Genomic DNA, 16752 nt, shown 5'->3' on the forward strand with positions numbered 1-16752 from the left:
ATTCACGAGAACGCTCAATGCTCTACGGCGTTTTAACGTTGAGTACCAAACGCGCCGCCTCGGCCAGTTGCTGCACTGAGAACGGCTTGGCGAGAAAGTGAACATTGTCGAGATCGATCGATTTGCGCACGGTTTCCTCGGCATAGCCCGACATGAACAAGATCGGCAGATCGGGATAGCGCGTGCGCACGCGCCGCACCATCGTTGGCCCGTCCATCACCGGCATCATCACATCCGAGATCAACAGATCGGGGCGCTCGCTATGCGCGAGCAGATCGAGCGCCGCTTCGCCATGTTCCGCGGTCAGCACGGTATACCCCTGGCGGGTCAGCGCGCGCTCGGCGATGGCGCGGACCATATCCTCATCCTCGACCAACAGAATAGTGCCCGTGCCCCACAGATCGGCGGGCTTTTGCTTGGGCGCGGCGAGCACCGGCGCCGGCTCTGCGGCGCTCGCGGTATGGACGGGCAGATACATGGTGAAGGTCGTGCCCGGGCCGTTCTTGTTATTCTCGGCGAAGATGTACCCCCCCGACTGTTTGACGATGCCGTATACCGTGGACAGGCCCAGCCCCGTGCCCTTGCCGACCTCCTTGGTGGTGAAGAACGGCTCGAAAATCTTGGGGAGTACATCGGCCGGGATGCCCGTTCCGGTATCCGCGATATCGAGCGCGATATAGTCCGCGGTCGGCAGGATATCGGAGCGCATCTGGCGGACCTGCTCGGCGGACACGGCACGTGTCCGGATCGCCAATGTACCACCGGCGCTGGGATTATGCGCGATCATCGCATCGCGCGCATTGACCGCGAGATTGACCACGACCTGTTCAAGCTGCCCCGGATCGGCGCGCACCGGCCCCAGATTGCGGCCATGCTTGACCGTCAGCGTCACCGCTTCGCCGAGCAGGCGCTTGAGCAGGTTGGACACCTCGGAAATCACATCGGGCAATTGCAATATCTGCGGGCGCAACGTCTGCTGACGGGAAAACGCGAGCAACTGGCGCGTCAGGCTGGCGGCGCGGTTCGAATTGGCACGGATCTGCTGAATGTCATCATAATCGCCATCGCCCGGCGTGTGCCGCATCAGCATGAGATCACAATGCCCGATGATCGCCGTCAGGATATTGTTGAAATCATGCGCCACGCCGCCGGCCAACTGCCCGACGGCCTGCATCTTGGTGGCCTGCGCCACTTCGCGCTTGAGCCGCGTTTCCTCGCCATTGTTCTTGAGGCTGAGCAGCACGGCCGCTTCACCCAGCCCGCGCGCGCCGGCGATGGTCAGCGCGACCGGCTCGTCGGAGTGATCCTTCAGCCGTACGGCGAGATCGGTGGAATGCGTCGCGCCATTGGCGAAGCGGCGGATCGCATCCGCCACCACGCCCTTATCCTCGCGCACGAGCAGATCGCCGGGATAGAGCGGCGGTGCATCCGCATCGACATGCGCGGCGCGGGCAAAGACCTCATTCATCTGGATGAAGCGACCATCGCGATCGACCAGGGCAATACCGAAGGGCATGAGGCTGACGAGGCTGCGGATATGCTCGCTGGCGGTGGCACCGGCGGCAATCGCGGGCGTCTCCACGCCACCTTCTTCATCAAGCAAGACGATGAGAATCGGCGCGTCATCGCCATCGAGGAACGGGATCTGCAACACCCGCAGCGGCACCCCGCTCAGCCCTTCGCGTTCGAAGCGCACCTGCCCCTGCATATCCGTGACCAGGAAATGCGCGAAATCACGCCCGGCAATGGTGCCGCCGTCTCCAATGGCGCGCGCATGCAGCACGCGATTGGCCTGGCGCACATGACCATCCGGGTCGATCAACGCGGTCATGATGCCCGCCGCCGCCAAGCGATCGCCGGTCGGGCCGGCGATCAGCGCCTCGACGCTCGCCGCCATGTCGATCCCCTCGGCATCGCAGAATCGCCAGATCAGCACATCATCGCTGGCCCCGGCCCGCTCAATCTCGGCGGCGAACAATCTGCCCTGGACCAGCAGGCGCTCGATATCGGCGCGGCCATCGCGCCAGGCGGCCCGGCCTGCGGCGCTGAGACGTTCGACGCAGGCCGGATCGATCGGCAGCCCGGGCGGCGTGGGGAAGCCGTCGAACAACGCCCCGTAACGATCATTGGCGCAGATCAGTCGCCCCGCGCGATCGGTGATCGCCACCGCATCGACACTCAGCGACGCAAGCGCCCGCGCGAGCGCCCAATCAGGTTCGCTGTCGCTCGCCGCGGTGACCGGGAACAGGCGATGCGCGGCGACCAGCCCGCCCGCCAGCAGCAGTGCCGCCGCGGCGAAGGCGGCAGCGACGATGACATTGCCGATCAGCCCGAGAATGGCGATCGCGGCCACGAGGCCGCAACCGATGGCAATCAGCGCCGCGCCGCGCGCCGGATGGCGTTGTTGCAAGGGAGCGGGGAGTGAGGCCATGGGGCCTTTCTTGGAGCCTGTGGCGTATGGGTCAAGCGATTAGGCCGATTGCTTAACCCGCCGCTAGGGATTGGCGCTGAAACCAGCTCTTGCCGGTGCACGCCATTGAAAGGATGGTTCGCACGAAGCCACGAAGAGATCCATTCTTTGTGACCTCATTGGCTTCGTGGCTTCGTGGCTTCGTGGCTTCGTGGCTTCGTGGCTTCGTGGCTTCGTGCGAGCTATCCCGTCACGGCATCAGGCGCTCGCGAGCGGGTAGAGCAATTACCAGACCTTCAGGCGTTCCGATGGCGCAAGATACAGCTTCTCGCCCGGCTTGGGCTGGAATGCGCCATACCAGGGCTCCATGTTGCGCACGATCGCGGTGCGCTGTTCGGAGGGGCTGTGCGGATCGGTCAGCAGACGCTGGCGCAGCGTTGCTTCGCGGTAGTTGCGGCGCCACACCTGCGCCCAGCCGAGATAAAAACGCTGATCGCCGGTGAAGCCATCAATCACCGGCGCCGCCTGACCGTTGAGCGACTTCTTATAGGCGTCATACGCCACTGTGAGCCCGGCGAGATCAGCCATATTCTCGCCCAAGGTCAGCGCGCCCTTCACATGCATCCCCGGCAGCGGCTCGTAGGCATCATATTGCGCGATGACCTTACCGGTGAGCGCGGTGAAATTCTTCACGTCCTGCGGCGTCCACCAATCGGACAACGTGCCGGTGGCATCATATTTGGCGCCCTGATCATCGAAATGATGGCTCAGTTCATGACCGATTACCGCACCGATGCCGCCATAATTGACCGCCGGATCGGCCGCCGGATCAAAGAACGGCGGCTGCAGGATGGCGGCGGGGAAGACGATCTCGACCATGCCGAAATTGGCATAGGCGTTCACCGTCATCGGCGTCATGCCCCATTCCCAGCGCTCGACCGGCTTGCCCAGCTTGGCGACCTGATACGCGGTCTGGAACTGACTGGCGCGGACGTTGTTGCCGAAGGCGTCGCCGGCGACGATCTGCAGCCCGGCATAGTCCTTCCAGCGATCGGGATAACCGATCTTGGGCACGAACGCGGCGAGCTTGGCGTGCGCCTTGACCTTGGTTTCGGGCGCCATCCATTCGAGCTGATCGATGCGCGTGTTCATCGAGGCGATGACGTTCTTGACCAACGTATCCGCTGCCGCCTTTGTCTCGGGCGGGAAATATTTGGCGACGTAGAGCTTGCTGACCTCGTCATCGAGCGCGCCGCTGGTGAACTGCACCGCGCGCTTCCAGCGCTCTTCCTGCTGCGGCGTGCCGGCGAGCGTCGTGCCGTAAAACGCGAACTGCTCGTCATCGAGCGGCTTGGGCAATACGTCGGCAAAGCTGCGCAGCGTGTTGTAGATCAGCTGATCGCGCAGCACCCCGATCGGCGCGGCACGCACCAGCTTGGCAATCCCGGCAACCGCGCTGGGCTGGGCGACGACGACGTCCGCGATGTTGCTGGCGCCGCCGGCCTTGAGCATGGCGGTGAAATCAATGCCCGGGGCCAGCGTCTGCAGCTCGGCCAGCGTCATCTTGTTATACGTCTTGGTCGCGTCGCGGCTGTCGACACGGGTCCAGCTGACCTGCGCGATTGCCGTCTCGAAATCGACGATCGCTTTGGCGCGCGCCGCAGCATCGGGCTCGCCGGCGAGTGTGAGCAGCTTGGCGACGTGCACCTGATAGGCCGCCCTGGCCTCGGCCAGCTTGGCATCCTTGCTGAGGTAATAATCGCGATCGGGCAGATTGAGCCCGCCCTGATAGATGCCGAAGATATAGGCATCGGGGTTCTTGTCGTCCTGCCCGACACCGGCATTCAGCGGCCCGCGCACGCCCATCGTGGAAAGTTCGCCGATCAGGGCTGAGTAGCCGGCTTTCGGCGTGGTCTTGATCTTGCCCAACAGCGGCTGGACCGGGGCGAGGCCCTTGGCGTCGATCGCGGCACGATCGAGATAGCTCGCATACGCGACGCCGATCTTGGAATTGGCATCGGTGGCGACGCCGTCGAGAATTTCGCGGGTGCGCGCTTCGGACAGGTCGGACAGGATGTTGAACGCGCCGTAATTCGATTTGTCGGCCGGGATCGGCGTGGTTCTGGCCCAGGTGCCGCTGGCATAATTGTAGAAATTGTCGCCCGGCTGGACGCCCCGGTCCATGCCGGCATCGTCAAACCCGAACGTGCCGTAAGCGGGCTTGGCGGCGGGCACAGCGGCGACGGGCGCAGCCGCGCCGGTGTCGGCAGCCGATTGGCCCGTGGTCGCGCAACCGGCGAGCATCGTGGCGGAAAGCAGAAGGGCGAACGACAGTTTCATGCGGGAGGACTCCGGGACAGCGACGCTGACCTGTTCTACCGCGGCTAAGCCGTTGTCAAATATTGGTAACAGGATTTACTGCTTTAGCCCTCGAGCGGATCACTCTGGCGGTGCCGGTGGCGCCATTTGTGCCCGATCCACAAGCGCCAGCCGAGCGCGGTCAGCGCATAGCCGACGACCGAAAACACCATGGTGATGACCAGCAGGCCAAGCATCGTGGCGGGCAGCGCGCCGGCCCACAGCCAGTGCAGCCAGCCGCTATTGGCCGCGACGGTATCGGCGATCGGCTGGCCGGGCACCTGCCGATCGAAACGCAACAGCGATTGCCCGAGCCAATAGGCCAAGATCCACAAGGGCGGCGTGGTCAGCGGATTGGTGATCAAGGTCGTGGCCGCCGCCGTCGGGATGTTGGCGCGGAACGGAAGCGCGAGAATCGCCGACAGCACGATCTGCGCCACTGGAAAGAGGATCCCGGTGACCATGCCCAGCGCCACGCCGCGCGGCACCGAGCGCCGCGTAAAGCGCCACAATTCGGGCGCCAGCACGCGGTGTGCAACAGGCTTGAGGAACCGATTATGTTCGAGGCTGTCGCGCGTCGGCATCGAGCGACGCCACCAGGCGGCGAGCCGCTTGGCCAGATTGGGTTTGGTGACCGGCGGGCGCTCAGCCGCGATCACGCATGATCCTCCCCTGCTCGCGCTTCCAGTCGCGTTCCTTGATCGTATCGCGCTTGTCGTGCGCCTTCTTGCCCTTGGCCAAAGCGAGTTCGATCTTGGCCCTGCCCGAGGGATTGAAATAGATCGACAGCGGCACCAGCGTCATGCCGTCACGCATCACCGCCCCGAACATCTTCTTGATCTCGCGCTCGTGCAGCAAAAGCTTACGCGGCCGTTTGGGTTCGTGGTTGAAGCGATTGCCGTGGCTGAATTCGGGAATGTTCGAATTGATCAGATGGACCTGCCCGTCCTTCACCTCGGCATAGCTCTCGACGATCGAGCCCTGCCCGGTGCGCAAGCTCTTCACCTCGGTGCCGACCAACGCGATGCCCGCTTCGAATACCGTCTCGATAAAATAATCGAATTTCGCGCGCCGGTTCTCGGCGACGATCTTTGTCTTTTCGAAAGCAGCGGGTTTTGGTCTGGCCATGAGAGCCAGCGATGTAGGCGTGGTGGCGGCGGAAAGAAAGCACCGCTATTATGCTTTTCGCCGGTATCAACGATCACCGCGACGAGACGAAAATGCTGCAACGCAACATATTATGGCTTTTTCTGAATTGTTGTGTTACGGCGCCTGCAGACAACGGTGTCATACGCCCTGGGGGCCTGTAAATGCTTAAAAAACTAGCCGAACGGCGCGCGCTCAGACGCGCGCACGCGACAGCAGCAGCAGCCGATATCGCGCGCAGGATGCTCGCCGCACGGCGCGCCTTGCAAGAGCATCTGCCCATCGATCTGATCCACGATCCGAGCCTCGACATGCTGCTCAGCTTGTTCGTCACCGAAGTCGAAGGCGTAGCGATGGGGGCGGCCGAGCTGGCGACGACGACCACCGTTGGACCCGTGACCGCGGGCCGCTTCATCAAGGCGATGATGCAAGCCGCGCTGATCGAGGATCGCGACGACGTGATTGCGCTGACCGAAGCCGGCCGCGCGGCCGTGGAAGCCGCAATGGAGGCCGCGGCGGCCGCGCAGGCGACACGCGAGCATGTCCTGCGGCCGCGCCTGCGCATGCTATACCGGCGGGATCAGCTGGCCGCGGCGCGCGGCTAAGGCCAGCGCCGCCACCGCGCCGGGCTGCTGAATCAGCCCGGTTTGCCCTTGCCGAGATACCAGCTGATCTTGTTATTGACGCCAGCCGAGCGTGCCCGCTGCGGATTCATCAAATCATACACCACGGCGTTTTCGAGCACGCGCTGCACGTAATTGCGCGTTTCCTGCAGCGGAATGGCTTCGATCCAGTCAATCACGTCGACCGTGCCCGAGCGCGGATCGCCATTGGCACGGAGCCATTTGTTCACATTGCCCGGCCCGGCATTATACGCCGCCACCGCCAGCGGATAGCTGCCAAACTGTGCGTAGATGCGCTGGAAATAGCTCGAGCCCAGCTGGATATTGTAATCCGTGTCCATCGTCAGCGCCGCCGCGTTATAGGACAGGCCGAGCTTGCCCGCCTGCTCGCGCGCCGTGCCGGGCATCAACTGCATCAGCCCGCGCGCACCGGCATGACTGATTGCAGCGCGATCGAACTGGCTCTCCTGCCGCGCGATGGCATGGATCATCGTCCAGTTGGCAGCATGTGAATCGGGCACCCGAACGCTGGGAAACGCTACCTTGGTATAATCGGGAAGCCCATTCTGCGCCGCGCTGCGCCCGACCATCACGCCGAGATCAGGCCGCCCCATCACCCGCGCAAGCTCGGTCGCCAGTGTGTGATCGGCATCGCTCTTGGCATCGATGGCGATCTGGCGGACGAACAGGCTCTGATCTTCCCAGCGCCCGACGCGGCCGAGATATTGCGCCACGCGCACCGTTTCGCGGTTGAAAAAGGCGCTGCGCGTTGCCGGATCGACGGTGCGCGGCGCCGGCGCGCTTGGCGGCGTCAGCGGGCGCCCCAGCCGCTCGATCGCCAACTGGCCGTAGAACAGATCACGATAGCCCGCCGCGCGCGTGAAGAACGCGGTGGCATCGGCCTGTCGCCCAGCGGCCTCGGCCGCGCGACCAGCCCAATAATAGCCCTTGGATTGCGACTGCGGCGTGGCCGAGCCGCGCGCATAGCGATCGTACATGCCGATCGCGTCGGCCGGCCGATAGGTCTTCTTCATCGCCGTCTGCCCGGCGAGCCACACCAGGCTGGTATAATCGTCACGCTCGCCAAGCGGCGTGCGACTGACATCGGTGCCCGCCGGATAGGCGTCGTCAACCTTGCTGGCGATGGCGAAAGCGAGCTGCCCCTGCCCGTCATTGGCCGCTTCGCGCGCGTTGGTCAGCAGCACTTCATACCATTTCTCGACATCGCCGGGGCGGCTGGCCAGCGTGCGCGGGCGGGCCAGCCAGGCGCGTGCACTGGGCGCGGAACCGGCGTTGCGCAGCCAGGTCGCGCGATCAGCGATATAGCCGGGGTCGCTGGCCCCCTGCCCTTCGGTCTGCGCCGCGCGTTGCGCCGCATCGGGCGCGTTGGTGCGGAAAGCGAGCCGCGCCTCGAACAGCGCGCGATTGGCCGGGCTGGTAAAGGCCAGCTGGCGCGCGGCGGATGTGGTCGCGCCCTGCCAGAGCAGTTCATCCATCCGCGCATCGTGATCCGCCGGGGTCAGCGCGCCGGAAAAGCTGGAGGTGAGCAACGCTTCATCGCTGACCGACAGCACGCCGGTGACCCACGCCTTGCGCGCCGCCGCGAACGCCGCATCGCGCTGCCCGGTGACCGACAAGGCCTGGGCATAGGCCGCGCCGCCGCCGGCGGTGAGCGGCGGGAAGCGCGCGAAGAAGCTGATCACCGTGCTTGGGGCAGCAGCGCCACCGGTCAATGTGCGCTCGGCCGTACGCCGCATCGCCGTCTCGCCGGGCCAACCGGGATGCGCGAGCAGGAAGCGGGCATAGGAATCGAACGGCAGGCTATCGGTCTGCCGCAAGGCATTCCATTGCCCGACCGCGGAGGCCAGCGCATTATCCTGCGGCAGCGGCTGGTTCTGCAGCAATTGCTGCGCCCGGCCCCAGCCAAGCTGGTCCTGCGTGGCGCTGGGCAAGGCGACTCCCGAAGCGGAAGCGGCGAGCAGGGCGATTTTGAATAACGCTGGTAACATGGTGGACAGCTTACGCCACGAGACCTTATCTGTCAGTGAACAAAATACCAAAAATCGCGCGCTTTTTTGACGCGCCCCCAGGAGCTAAGCCCATGTTTTCCGGATCGATCCCGGCACTCGTCACGCCGTTCGGGCCTGATGGCGCGTTCGTCGAGAGCGCGTATCGCGACTTTATCGAATGGCAGATCGCCGAAGGCTCGTCGGGCCTGGTGCCGTGCGGCACCACCGGCGAGGCGGCGACGCTCTCGGCCGACGAACATTATACCGCGGTGCGCGTGTGCGTGGAGCAGGCCAAGGGCCGTGTGCCGGTGATCGCCGGCGCGGGATCGAACGACACGCGCGTCGCCATGCAGAACATCCAGGCAGCGAAGGATGCCGGCGCGGATGCGGCGCTGATGGTGCCGCCTTATTACAACCGCCCCAATCAGGAAGGCATCTTCCGCCATTTCGAAGCCGTGGCGAATAGCTGCGATCTGCCGATCGTGCTGTACAACGTGCCCGGCCGCACCGTGACCGACATGGCGGTGGAGACGATCGCGCGGATTGCCAAGGCGTTTCCCAGCGTGGTCGGGATCAAGGACGCCACCGGCATCATCCAGCGCGCCTCGGCGCAGCGGATCGCCTGCGGCCCGGATTTCTGCCAGCTGTCGGGCAATGACGACATGGCGCTGGCGTTCAACGCCAGCGGTGGTGTGGGATGTATTTCGGTCACCGCCAATGTCGCGCCGCGGCTGTGCGCCGAATTCCAGGCGGCCTGCGCGGATGAGGATTATACGCTGGCGCTCGATCTGCAGGACCGGCTGTTCGGCTTGCATACCGCATTGTTCACCGATGCTTCGCCTGGCCCGGTGAAATATGCGCTGAGCGTGCTCAAGTCCGCCTGGCCGATGGCGTTGCGGCTGCCGATGACCCCGCCCGGCGAAGCCAGCCGCGCGGCGGTGGATGCCGGGCTGCGCACTGCGGGGTTGATCCAGTAGCTGCCGTCATCCCAGCGCACGCTGGAATCTTAATGGGGCGGGCGCAGCGCCCGCCCCGCAAAGACCCCACCTTTCGCTGGGGTGACGGTGTTGGCCTTATTTTACCCGCACGCCGCCCTTGATCACCGCGCTGACCTTTTCCAGCACGCGCACATCGGCCAGCGGATCGCCATCCACCGCGACGATATCGCCGTAGCGCCCGACCGCGATCGCGCCGACATCGCCGGTTTTGCCGAGCGCTTCGGCGGCATCGGAGGTGGCGGCGCGGATCGCGCCCAGCGGGGTCATGCCCCATTCGACCATCTTGGCGAACTGCCGGCCATTGTCGCCGTGCGGATACACGCCGGCATCCGTGCCGAAGATCATCCGCACGCCCGCCTTGACCGCACGCTGGAACGTCTGGCGCTGTTTCAGGCCGATGATCTTTTCCTTGTCCAGGCTTTCCTGTTCGGTGCCGTTGGCGGTGCCCGTCGCCAGGATATAATCGTCGTTATAGATATCCATGTCGAACCAGGTACGCTTTTGCGCGGCAAGCTTGAGCGTCTCGTCCGACGCCAGGCTGCAATGCTCGATCGTGTCGATCCCGGCGAGGATCGCGGCGCGGATGCCTTCATCGCCATGCGCGTGCGCCGCGACCTTGAGGTGCAGCATATGCGCCTCGTCGGCGATGGCCTTCATTTCCTCGAGGCTCAGTTGCTGTCCGCCGACGCTGTCGCCGAGCGAAAACACCCCGCCCGTCGCGCAGATCTTGATCACCTGCGCGCCATATTTGTGCAGCCAGCGGATCTTCGCGCGCGCTTCCTCGGGCGAATTGACCACGGACGGCGATTGCTTGTCCATGCTCGGCGGCAGGCTGTTGTCATCGCAATGCCCGCCGGTCGCGCCGATGGCGTAGCCGGCGGTGGTGATGCGCGGGCCGACCGCCCAGCCACCATCGATGGCTTCACGCAGGCCCACATCCTGGAAATCCGCCGACCCGACGTTACGCACCGAGGTGAACCCCGCCTCCAGCGTCTTCCGGGCATTGGCGACGCCGACCGCGCTCCAGAAGCTGTCGGTATATTGCAAGCCCCGATAGCCGCCCACTTCGGCCAGCGAGGTGAGATGCACGTGCATGTCGATCAGCCCGGGCAGGATCGTTTTGCCGCCAAGATCGATATGCTTGACGTCGCCGCCGAACTTGATCGTGCGCGCATCGGCGATACCGGTGATCCGCCCGTCGACGATGGTAACCGCAGGATGCTCGATCACCTTGCCGCCCAGCACATCGACCATGCGATCGGCGGTGACAATGACGGTTTCGGCGGAGGCTGGCGTAGCGGCCAGCGCCAAGAGTGCAGCGCCCAGATATTTCAGCATGTATTTCCCCGTGTTGACCTACCCGCCGTCACCCCGGACTTGTTCCGGGGTCCACCGGCCCGCATGATCGGCGTTCGGCGCGTGTGCGGCACCGTGGACCCCGGAACAAGTCCGGGGTGACGACTTTGCTCAAATATGCAGCGCCTTGCCGTACGCCGCGAGCACGCTCTCGTGCATCATTTCGCTCAGCGTGGGATGCGGGAAGACGGTTTCGATCAACTCCGCTTCGGTCGTCTCCAGCGTCTTGCCGATCGTATAGCCCTGGATCAGCTCGGTGACTTCCGCGCCGATCATGTGCGCGCCGAGCAGTTCGCCGGTCTTGGCGTCGAAAACCGTTTTCACGAAGCCTTCCGCTTCGCCGAGCGCGATCGCCTTGCCGTTGCCGATGAACGGGAACGTGCCGACCTTGAGGTCGTAGCCGGCTTCCTTGGCCTTGGCTTCGGTGAGGCCGACGCTGGCGATCTGCGGGTGGCAATAGGTGCAGCCGGGGATGTTCTTCGGGTCCATCGCGTGCGGATGGTTGCCCGCGATCTCCTCAACCGCGATGACGCCTTCGTGACTGGCCTTGTGCGCGAGCCAGGGCGGCGCGGTAATGTCGCCGATCGCGTAGAGGCCGTCGATATTGGTTTTGCAGTCCGGCCCGGTTTTGAGGAAGCCGCGCTCGTCCATCTCGACGCCCAGTTCCTTGAGCCCGATATCGGCGGTGTTGGGGACGATGCCGATGGCAACGATGACATGGCTGAACTCGGACGTCGTCGCTGTGCCGTCCTTGGTGGTGATCGTCGCGGTGACGCCCGTGTCGCTCGCCGCGATCCTGTCGATCTTGGCCGAGGTCAGGATGTTCATGCCCTGCTTCTTGAGCGCCTTTTCGAGGAAGGTGGAGACATCGACATCCTCGACCGGCACGATCCGGTCGAGCATCTCGACAACCGTCACTTCCGATCCCATGTCGTTGTAGAAGCTGGCGAATTCGATGCCGATCGCGCCCGATCCGATGACCAGCAGCCGGCGCGGCATTTCCGCCGGGGTCATCGCGTGACGATAGGTCCACACGCGCTTGCCGTCGGCCGGCAGACCCGGCAGGTCGCGCGCGCGGGCGCCGGTGGCGACGATGATGTTCTTGGCGGCGAGTTCGGTAGTCTTGCCGTCGGCAGCGGTGACGGTGAGCTTGCCCGCGCCCGTCAACGTGCCGGTGCCCATGTGCACGGCGATCTTGTTCTTCTTCATCAGATGCGTGACGCCCTGATTGAGCTGCTTGGCGACGCCGCGCGAGCGTTTGACCACCGCATCGAGATCGGCGCTGATGCCCTCGGCAACCAGCCCGTAATCCTTGGCATGCTGCATGTAATGAAAGATTTCGGCCGAGCGCAGCAGCGCCTTGGTCGGGATGCAGCCCCAGTTGAGGCAGATGCCGCCGAGCAATTCGCGCTCGACAATGGCGACCTTCAGCCCGAGCTGGCTGGCGCGGATCGCCGCGACATAGCCGCCGGGGCCCGAGCCCAGCACGATGAGATCATAGGATTCGCTCACGAGACAGTCCTGACTTTCTTGGGGAGGAAGGCGCCGCGATGCACGACGCAGCAAAGGAGAAGATTGAGAAGGAAGAGCGACCAGGGGAGCATGCGAGCGCCCAGCGCGGTAATCCCGCCGATCACGCGCAACATGGTGTCGAGCCAGTCGATCAGGAAGCCGAAACAGGCCAGCGCGATGCCGGCGAACAGCGCGCTGTTGATCGCCCAGGAGCGCAAGCCGATCTTGTTGACGATCAGCGCGCCCAGCACATTGGCGACGACGACGAGCAGACCCAGCGCACCCCCCATCACCGCGGCCATCGCATAGCTGCCGGCATCGGCGGGTGTCGCTTGCCACACCAACAGCAACGGCCCGCCGGCGAGCCCCAGCAGCAACGGAAGGGCGATGACGTAGGCGAGGCGGAACATCAACCGATCACCGCGCGCGGACGATCGTCCTCGCCCATCGCCACCAGCGTGAACGTGCCCGCCGCGACCGGCGCGCTTGCCTCGCCATGCCGGTCGCGCCGCCACACCTGCACCGCCACCGTCATCGAACTGCGCCCGGTGCCGACGATCTCGGCATGAAACGACACTTCGTCACCGATATTGACCGGCGCTGTGAAGCTGAACCCGTCCGCCGCCACCACCGGGCAGCGCGCACCCGACCGCCGCGACGCCACCGACCCCGCGGCCAGCGCCATCTGCCCCATCAGCCAACCGACGAATATCTTGCCATACGGATTGGCATCTGCCGCCATCGCCGTGGCGCGGATCGCGGGGGCTGCATCGGGTGGCGCGTCAGCCACGGCTACCGCTATCGTTGCTGACCGGCGCATGATCGGTTGCCCAGGCGCGCCGCAAGGGCCGCACGCCCATCAGCACCACGACGCCCGCGACGATCCACGCGACCAGCACGATCGAGCCGCGGGCATTGGGCACCGACCACGCCGCCAGCCAGGCCAGCAACCACGTCGCCAGCAGGCCGCCTACGAGGTGCAGCAGCTCGACGAGCGTGCGGACGGGCATGTCAGGCCAACATGCCGAGCGGATGTTCGATCAGTTGTTTGAACGCCTGCATCAGCGCCGCGCCATCCGCGCCATCGATCGCGCGATGATCGAAGCTGCCCGTCGCGGACATTACCGTAGCGACGCCCAGCGCATCATCGATGATGTACGGACGCTTCTCGCCCGCGCCGATCGCCATGATCATGCCCTGCGGCGGATTGATCACGGCATCAAAATTCTTGATCCCGAACATGCCCATGTTGCTGATGCTGGCGGTGCCGCCGGTATATTCCTCGGGCTTCAGTTTCTGCTCGCGCGCACGGCCGGCCAAGTCCTTCATCTCGGTCGAGATGGCGGACAAAGACTTCGTGTCGGCGGACGTGATCACCGGCGTGATCAGCCCGGAGGGCGCGCTGACCGCGACCGAGATATCGGCGCGGCTGAACGTGATGAGCTGATCGGGGGTGAACATCACGTTGCATGTCGGCACCTGGATCAGGCTGACCGCAAGCGCCTTGATCAGCAGATCGTTGACCGACAGCTTCACGCCGCGTGTCTCGAGGCTGTGGTTGAGCTCGGCGCGCAGCTTGAGCAGCGGATCGAGCCGGATATCGACCGTCAGATAGATGTGCGGCACCTGCTGCTTGGATTCGGTCAGACGGCGCGCGATCGTCTTGCGCACGTTGCTGAGCTTGCTCGCCTCATGCGGGATATCCGGGATGGCGGCGGGCTTCGCCGCGGCGACCGGGGCAGCGGCGGCCTGCGGAGCGGCCTGGGTGGCTTGAGCGGCCGGCGCAGCGCCCGGCTTGGCGCTATCCAGATCGGCTTTCACGATGCGCCCGTTGGGGCCGGTACCGGTCAATGCCGACAGTTCGATGCCCTTCTCCGCCGCGAGCCGCCGCGCCAGCGGGCTGGCTTTCAAGCGCTCGCCAGACGCCGCCGGTGCGGCAGCCTGTGCCGCGACGGGTTCAGCTGCTTTGGCCGGTGCCGCGGCCTGCGGTTCCTGCTTCGGCGCGGCCGCGGCGGGCGCTGTCGCTGGCGGTGCCGCCGGTGCCGCATCCGCGCTTTCACCATCCGCGAGCAAGGTCGCGATGACGGTGCCGACCTTCACGTTGTCGGTCCCCTCGGCGATCAGGATCTTGCCAATCACGCCTTCATCGACCGCCTCGAATTCCATCGTCGCCTTGTCGGTTTCGATTTCGGCCATGAGGTCGCCAGACTTGACGGCGTCGCCTTCCTTGACGAGCCATTTGGCCAGCGTGCCTTCTTCCATCGTGGGCGACAGAGCGGGCATCTTGATTTCGATCGGCATGAGATTCCTTAACTCGTTCCTGGGGAGGACGCGATTCCGTGAATGCGCGCGATCCTTCGCCTCCGCGTCCCGTCCGGTCAAGACCGCCCCTTGCGCGGACAACCGCATATCGGCACGTATGGCGCCAACAGGGGAGCCGTACATGCGTATCTATCTCGTCGTCGTCGACGAAACGCCCGAGGCGGGCATCGCGCTGCGCTTCGCCGCGCGCCGCGCGGTCAAGACCGGTGGCGGAGTCGAGATTCTCGCCCTGCTGCCGCCGGCAGAATTCGGCCCATGGGGCGGCGTGCAGGCCACCATCGAGGAGGAAGCGCGGGTTCATGCCGAGGCGCTGGTGACCGGCGCGGCGGGCACATTGATCGAGGAATCGGGGCTGCGCCCGTCGATCACGCTCAAGCAAGGCGACGGCCCCAAGATCATCCGCGAGATGATCGCCGACAATCCCGATATCGCCGCCCTGGTGCTGGGCGCCGCCGCGGTCGGCGCGCCCGGCCCGTTGGTCGCGCATTTCGTTGGCACCGATGCCGGCGCGCTCCCCGTCCCGCTCATGATCATCCCCGGCTCGCTCGACCGCGACGCCATCGACAGGCTCAGCTAATGAATTATCTTCCGCTTATCGCGCTCGTTCTCGCTACCCCCGCTCCCGCCGCTGCCGCTGCCGCAGCGCAGGATCGCCCCGACCCCGCCCGGCTCAAGGCGGATGTCGAGAAGCTAGTCTCGTTCGGCACGCGCCATACGTTGTCCTCGGCGACCGATCCGGTGCGCGGGATCGGCGCGGCGCGGACCTGGGCTGGGGGCGAACTGACGCGCATTTCGGACAAATGCGGCGGCTGCATCGTGGTCTCGAACATCGCGCGCACGATGGTCTCGCCGCGCACCCCCGATGGCGCGAACATCGTCGACGTGCTCGGCTTCCAGCAGGGCAGCGACCCCAAGCGCGTGGTGATCGTCGGCGCGCATATCGATAGCCGCGTGACCGATGTGATGGACGCCAAGAGTGACGCGCCGGGCGCCAACGACAATGCGTCTGGATCGGCTTTGGTGCTCGAGGCAGCGCGATTGCTGTCCAAGAACAAATATCGCGCGACGATCGTCTATGTCCTGTTCTCGGGCGAGGAGCAGGGGCTGCTCGGCGCGCAATTGCTGGCGGAAACGGCGCGCGAGAAAGGCTGGACGGTCAGCGCGATGCTCAACAACGACATCGTCGGCAACAGCCTGGGCCAGGGCGGCGTGCGCGACAGCGCCAAGGTGCGCGTGTTTTCCGAAGGCATCCGCGCGTCCGAGGATCTGCCGGCGCAGATCGCGCGGCGCGGCAATGGCGGCGAGGATGATGGCCCGTCGCGCGCGCTGGGCAAGGCGATCGACGGCATCGCCGCCACGATCCCCGGTGGCGTGGACGTGTTCCTCGATCGCCGCCCCGATCGCTTCGGCCGCGGCGGCGATCACGAACCCTTCCTGAAGCTGGGCTTCCCCGCCGTGCGCTTTTCGTCCTCGGTGGAGAATTGGGATGCGCAGCACCAGGATCTGCGGACCGACAAGGGCGTGGTATATGGCGACACGGTCGATCAGATGGACTTTGCCTATCTGGCCAAGGTCACGGCGATCAATGTCGCCGCGATCGCCCGGCTCGCCGCGGCGCCCGCCGCCCCCGACAAGGTGACGATCGCGGGGGATCTCTCGCGCGACACGACGGTGAGATGGGCCGCCATCCCCGGCGCCACCAGCTACCGCATCCGCTGGCGCCGCACCGACGCGCAGGACTGGACCGGCAGCCGCGACGTGCGCGACGTACAGGCGCTGCTCAGCAACGTGCCGGTCGACGATCATCTGATCGGCGTGTCGGCAGTCGCGGCGGATGGCGCGGAGAGCGTGGTGACGTTTGGGGAGCGCGCGCGGCGGTGAGCGACCGGCGGCGTTAGCGGCGCCTCTCGTACATTGCCGTCACCCGGCGAAAGCTGGGGTCTCAAGCGGCTCTGGCGCGCGCTTGCCGCTTGAGATCCCAGCTTTCGCTGGGATGACGCAAACCGTGGTGAGGGTCG

The 16752-nt window shown here is 65.3% G+C and carries 15 protein-coding genes; 4 read left to right on the plus strand and 11 right to left on the minus strand.

Going from position 1 to position 16752, the window contains the following annotated elements; genetic code table 11:
- Nucleotides 1–22: 22 nt before the first annotated feature.
- From ABC969_RS01105 to smpB, 4 genes are all read right to left on the minus strand, one after another.
- Nucleotides 23–2431, minus strand: coding sequence for a hybrid sensor histidine kinase/response regulator (locus ABC969_RS01105; RefSeq protein ID WP_345862391.1), 2409 nt, complete (start codon nucleotides 2429–2431; stop codon nucleotides 23–25).
- Nucleotides 2432–2695: 264 nt separating this feature from the next.
- Nucleotides 2696–4750, minus strand: coding sequence for a M13 family metallopeptidase (locus ABC969_RS01110; RefSeq protein WP_345862392.1), 2055 nt, complete (start codon nucleotides 4748–4750; stop codon nucleotides 2696–2698).
- A gap of 83 nt (nucleotides 4751–4833) precedes the next feature.
- Entirely contained in the window at nucleotides 4834–5427 is a 594-nt protein-coding gene (locus ABC969_RS01115) for a DUF2062 domain-containing protein (RefSeq protein WP_345862393.1), read from the minus strand.
- Nucleotides 5414–5896: an SsrA-binding protein SmpB gene (gene smpB, locus ABC969_RS01120; protein WP_332703670.1), complete on the minus strand. Its 483-nt coding sequence runs from the start codon at nucleotides 5894–5896 to the stop codon at nucleotides 5414–5416. Before smpB ends, ABC969_RS01115 begins: the two co-directional genes overlap by 14 nt.
- A 182-nt stretch (nucleotides 5897–6078) precedes the next feature.
- Here smpB and ABC969_RS01125 point away from each other — a divergent pair, with 182 nt between their 5' ends.
- On the plus strand, nucleotides 6079–6519 hold the full coding sequence (locus ABC969_RS01125) for a hypothetical protein (RefSeq protein ID WP_345862394.1): 441 nt from the start codon (nucleotides 6079–6081) through the stop codon (nucleotides 6517–6519).
- A gap of 32 nt (nucleotides 6520–6551) precedes the next feature.
- Here ABC969_RS01125 and ABC969_RS01130 read toward each other — a convergent pair whose 3' ends face one another.
- A complete protein-coding gene (locus tag ABC969_RS01130) occupies nucleotides 6552–8546 on the minus strand; it encodes a lytic transglycosylase domain-containing protein (RefSeq protein ID WP_345862395.1) in 1995 nt (664 codons plus the stop codon).
- 92 nt (nucleotides 8547–8638) lie between these two features.
- On the opposite strand from ABC969_RS01130, the gene dapA reads away from it, so the two are divergent.
- Complete coding sequence (dapA, locus tag ABC969_RS01135; RefSeq protein ID WP_345862396.1) at nucleotides 8639–9523, plus strand: 4-hydroxy-tetrahydrodipicolinate synthase; 885 nt, start codon at nucleotides 8639–8641, stop codon at nucleotides 9521–9523.
- Between the two features lie 96 nt (nucleotides 9524–9619).
- On the opposite strand, the gene ABC969_RS01140 is transcribed toward dapA, so the two are convergent.
- The 6 genes from ABC969_RS01140 to ABC969_RS01165 all read right to left on the minus strand — a co-directional run bounded on the left by ABC969_RS01140 (nucleotide 9620) and on the right by ABC969_RS01165 (nucleotide 14713).
- Nucleotides 9620–10882: a Xaa-Pro dipeptidase gene (locus ABC969_RS01140; protein WP_345862397.1), complete on the minus strand. Its 1263-nt coding sequence runs from the start codon at nucleotides 10880–10882 to the stop codon at nucleotides 9620–9622.
- A gap of 129 nt (nucleotides 10883–11011) precedes the next feature.
- A complete protein-coding gene (lpdA, locus tag ABC969_RS01145) occupies nucleotides 11012–12412 on the minus strand; it encodes a dihydrolipoyl dehydrogenase (RefSeq protein ID WP_345862398.1) in 1401 nt (466 codons plus the stop codon).
- A complete protein-coding gene (locus ABC969_RS01150; RefSeq protein ID WP_345862399.1) occupies nucleotides 12409–12822 on the minus strand; it encodes a hypothetical protein in 414 nt (137 codons plus the stop codon). The genes lpdA and ABC969_RS01150 overlap by 4 nt, the downstream gene beginning before the upstream one ends.
- Nucleotides 12822–13202 carry an acyl-CoA thioesterase gene (locus ABC969_RS01155; RefSeq protein WP_345862400.1) on the minus strand — a complete coding sequence of 127 codons (381 nt, stop codon included), beginning with the start codon at nucleotides 13200–13202 and terminating at the stop codon, nucleotides 12822–12824. Before ABC969_RS01155 ends, ABC969_RS01150 begins: the two co-directional genes overlap by 1 nt.
- Nucleotides 13195–13422, minus strand: a complete 228-nt coding sequence (locus ABC969_RS01160; protein ID WP_345862401.1) for a hypothetical protein — start codon at nucleotides 13420–13422, stop codon at nucleotides 13195–13197. Before ABC969_RS01160 ends, ABC969_RS01155 begins: the two co-directional genes overlap by 8 nt.
- A gap of 1 nt (nucleotide 13423) precedes the next feature.
- Nucleotides 13424–14713: a pyruvate dehydrogenase complex dihydrolipoamide acetyltransferase gene (locus ABC969_RS01165; protein ID WP_345862402.1), complete on the minus strand. Its 1290-nt coding sequence runs from the start codon at nucleotides 14711–14713 to the stop codon at nucleotides 13424–13426.
- A 142-nt stretch (nucleotides 14714–14855) separates the two neighbouring features.
- Here ABC969_RS01165 and ABC969_RS01170 point away from each other — a divergent pair, with 142 nt between their 5' ends.
- Complete coding sequence (locus ABC969_RS01170; RefSeq protein WP_345862403.1) at nucleotides 14856–15311, plus strand: universal stress protein; 456 nt, start codon at nucleotides 14856–14858, stop codon at nucleotides 15309–15311.
- Entirely contained in the window at nucleotides 15311–16615 is a 1305-nt protein-coding gene (locus ABC969_RS01175) for a M20/M25/M40 family metallo-hydrolase (RefSeq protein WP_345862404.1), read from the plus strand. Before ABC969_RS01170 ends, ABC969_RS01175 begins: the two co-directional genes overlap by 1 nt.
- Nucleotides 16616–16752 lie beyond the last annotated feature (137 nt).

The sequence above is a fragment of the Sphingomonas qilianensis genome (genome assembly GCF_039614825.1).
GTDB classification, from domain to species: domain Bacteria; phylum Pseudomonadota; class Alphaproteobacteria; order Sphingomonadales; family Sphingomonadaceae; genus Sphingomonas; species Sphingomonas qilianensis.

Excerpts from the sequence above, each read along its gene's own strand:
- ABC969_RS01125 (WP_345862394.1), top strand. The coding sequence starts at position 6,079 with ATGCTTAAAAAACTAGCCGAACGGCGCGCGCTCAGACGCGCGCACGCG.
- ABC969_RS01165 (WP_345862402.1), bottom strand. The coding sequence starts at position 14,713 with ATGCCGATCGAAATCAAGATGCCCGCTCTGTCGCCCACGATGGAAGAA.
- ABC969_RS01175 (WP_345862404.1), top strand. The coding sequence starts at position 15,311 with ATGAATTATCTTCCGCTTATCGCGCTCGTTCTCGCTACCCCCGCTCCC.
- ABC969_RS01130 (WP_345862395.1), bottom strand. The coding sequence starts at position 8,546 with ATGTTACCAGCGTTATTCAAAATCGCCCTGCTCGCCGCTTCCGCTTCG.
- ABC969_RS01170 (WP_345862403.1), top strand. The coding sequence starts at position 14,856 with ATGCGTATCTATCTCGTCGTCGTCGACGAAACGCCCGAGGCGGGCATC.
- ABC969_RS01150 (WP_345862399.1), bottom strand. The coding sequence starts at position 12,822 with ATGTTCCGCCTCGCCTACGTCATCGCCCTTCCGTTGCTGCTGGGGCTC.
- ABC969_RS01110 (WP_345862392.1), bottom strand. The coding sequence starts at position 4,750 with ATGAAACTGTCGTTCGCCCTTCTGCTTTCCGCCACGATGCTCGCCGGT.
- ABC969_RS01160 (WP_345862401.1), bottom strand. The coding sequence starts at position 13,422 with ATGCCCGTCCGCACGCTCGTCGAGCTGCTGCACCTCGTAGGCGGCCTG.
- ABC969_RS01105 (WP_345862391.1), bottom strand. The coding sequence starts at position 2,431 with ATGGCCTCACTCCCCGCTCCCTTGCAACAACGCCATCCGGCGCGCGGC.
- smpB (WP_332703670.1), bottom strand. The coding sequence starts at position 5,896 with ATGGCCAGACCAAAACCCGCTGCTTTCGAAAAGACAAAGATCGTCGCC.
- dapA (WP_345862396.1), top strand. The coding sequence starts at position 8,639 with ATGTTTTCCGGATCGATCCCGGCACTCGTCACGCCGTTCGGGCCTGAT.
- ABC969_RS01140 (WP_345862397.1), bottom strand. The coding sequence starts at position 10,882 with ATGCTGAAATATCTGGGCGCTGCACTCTTGGCGCTGGCCGCTACGCCA.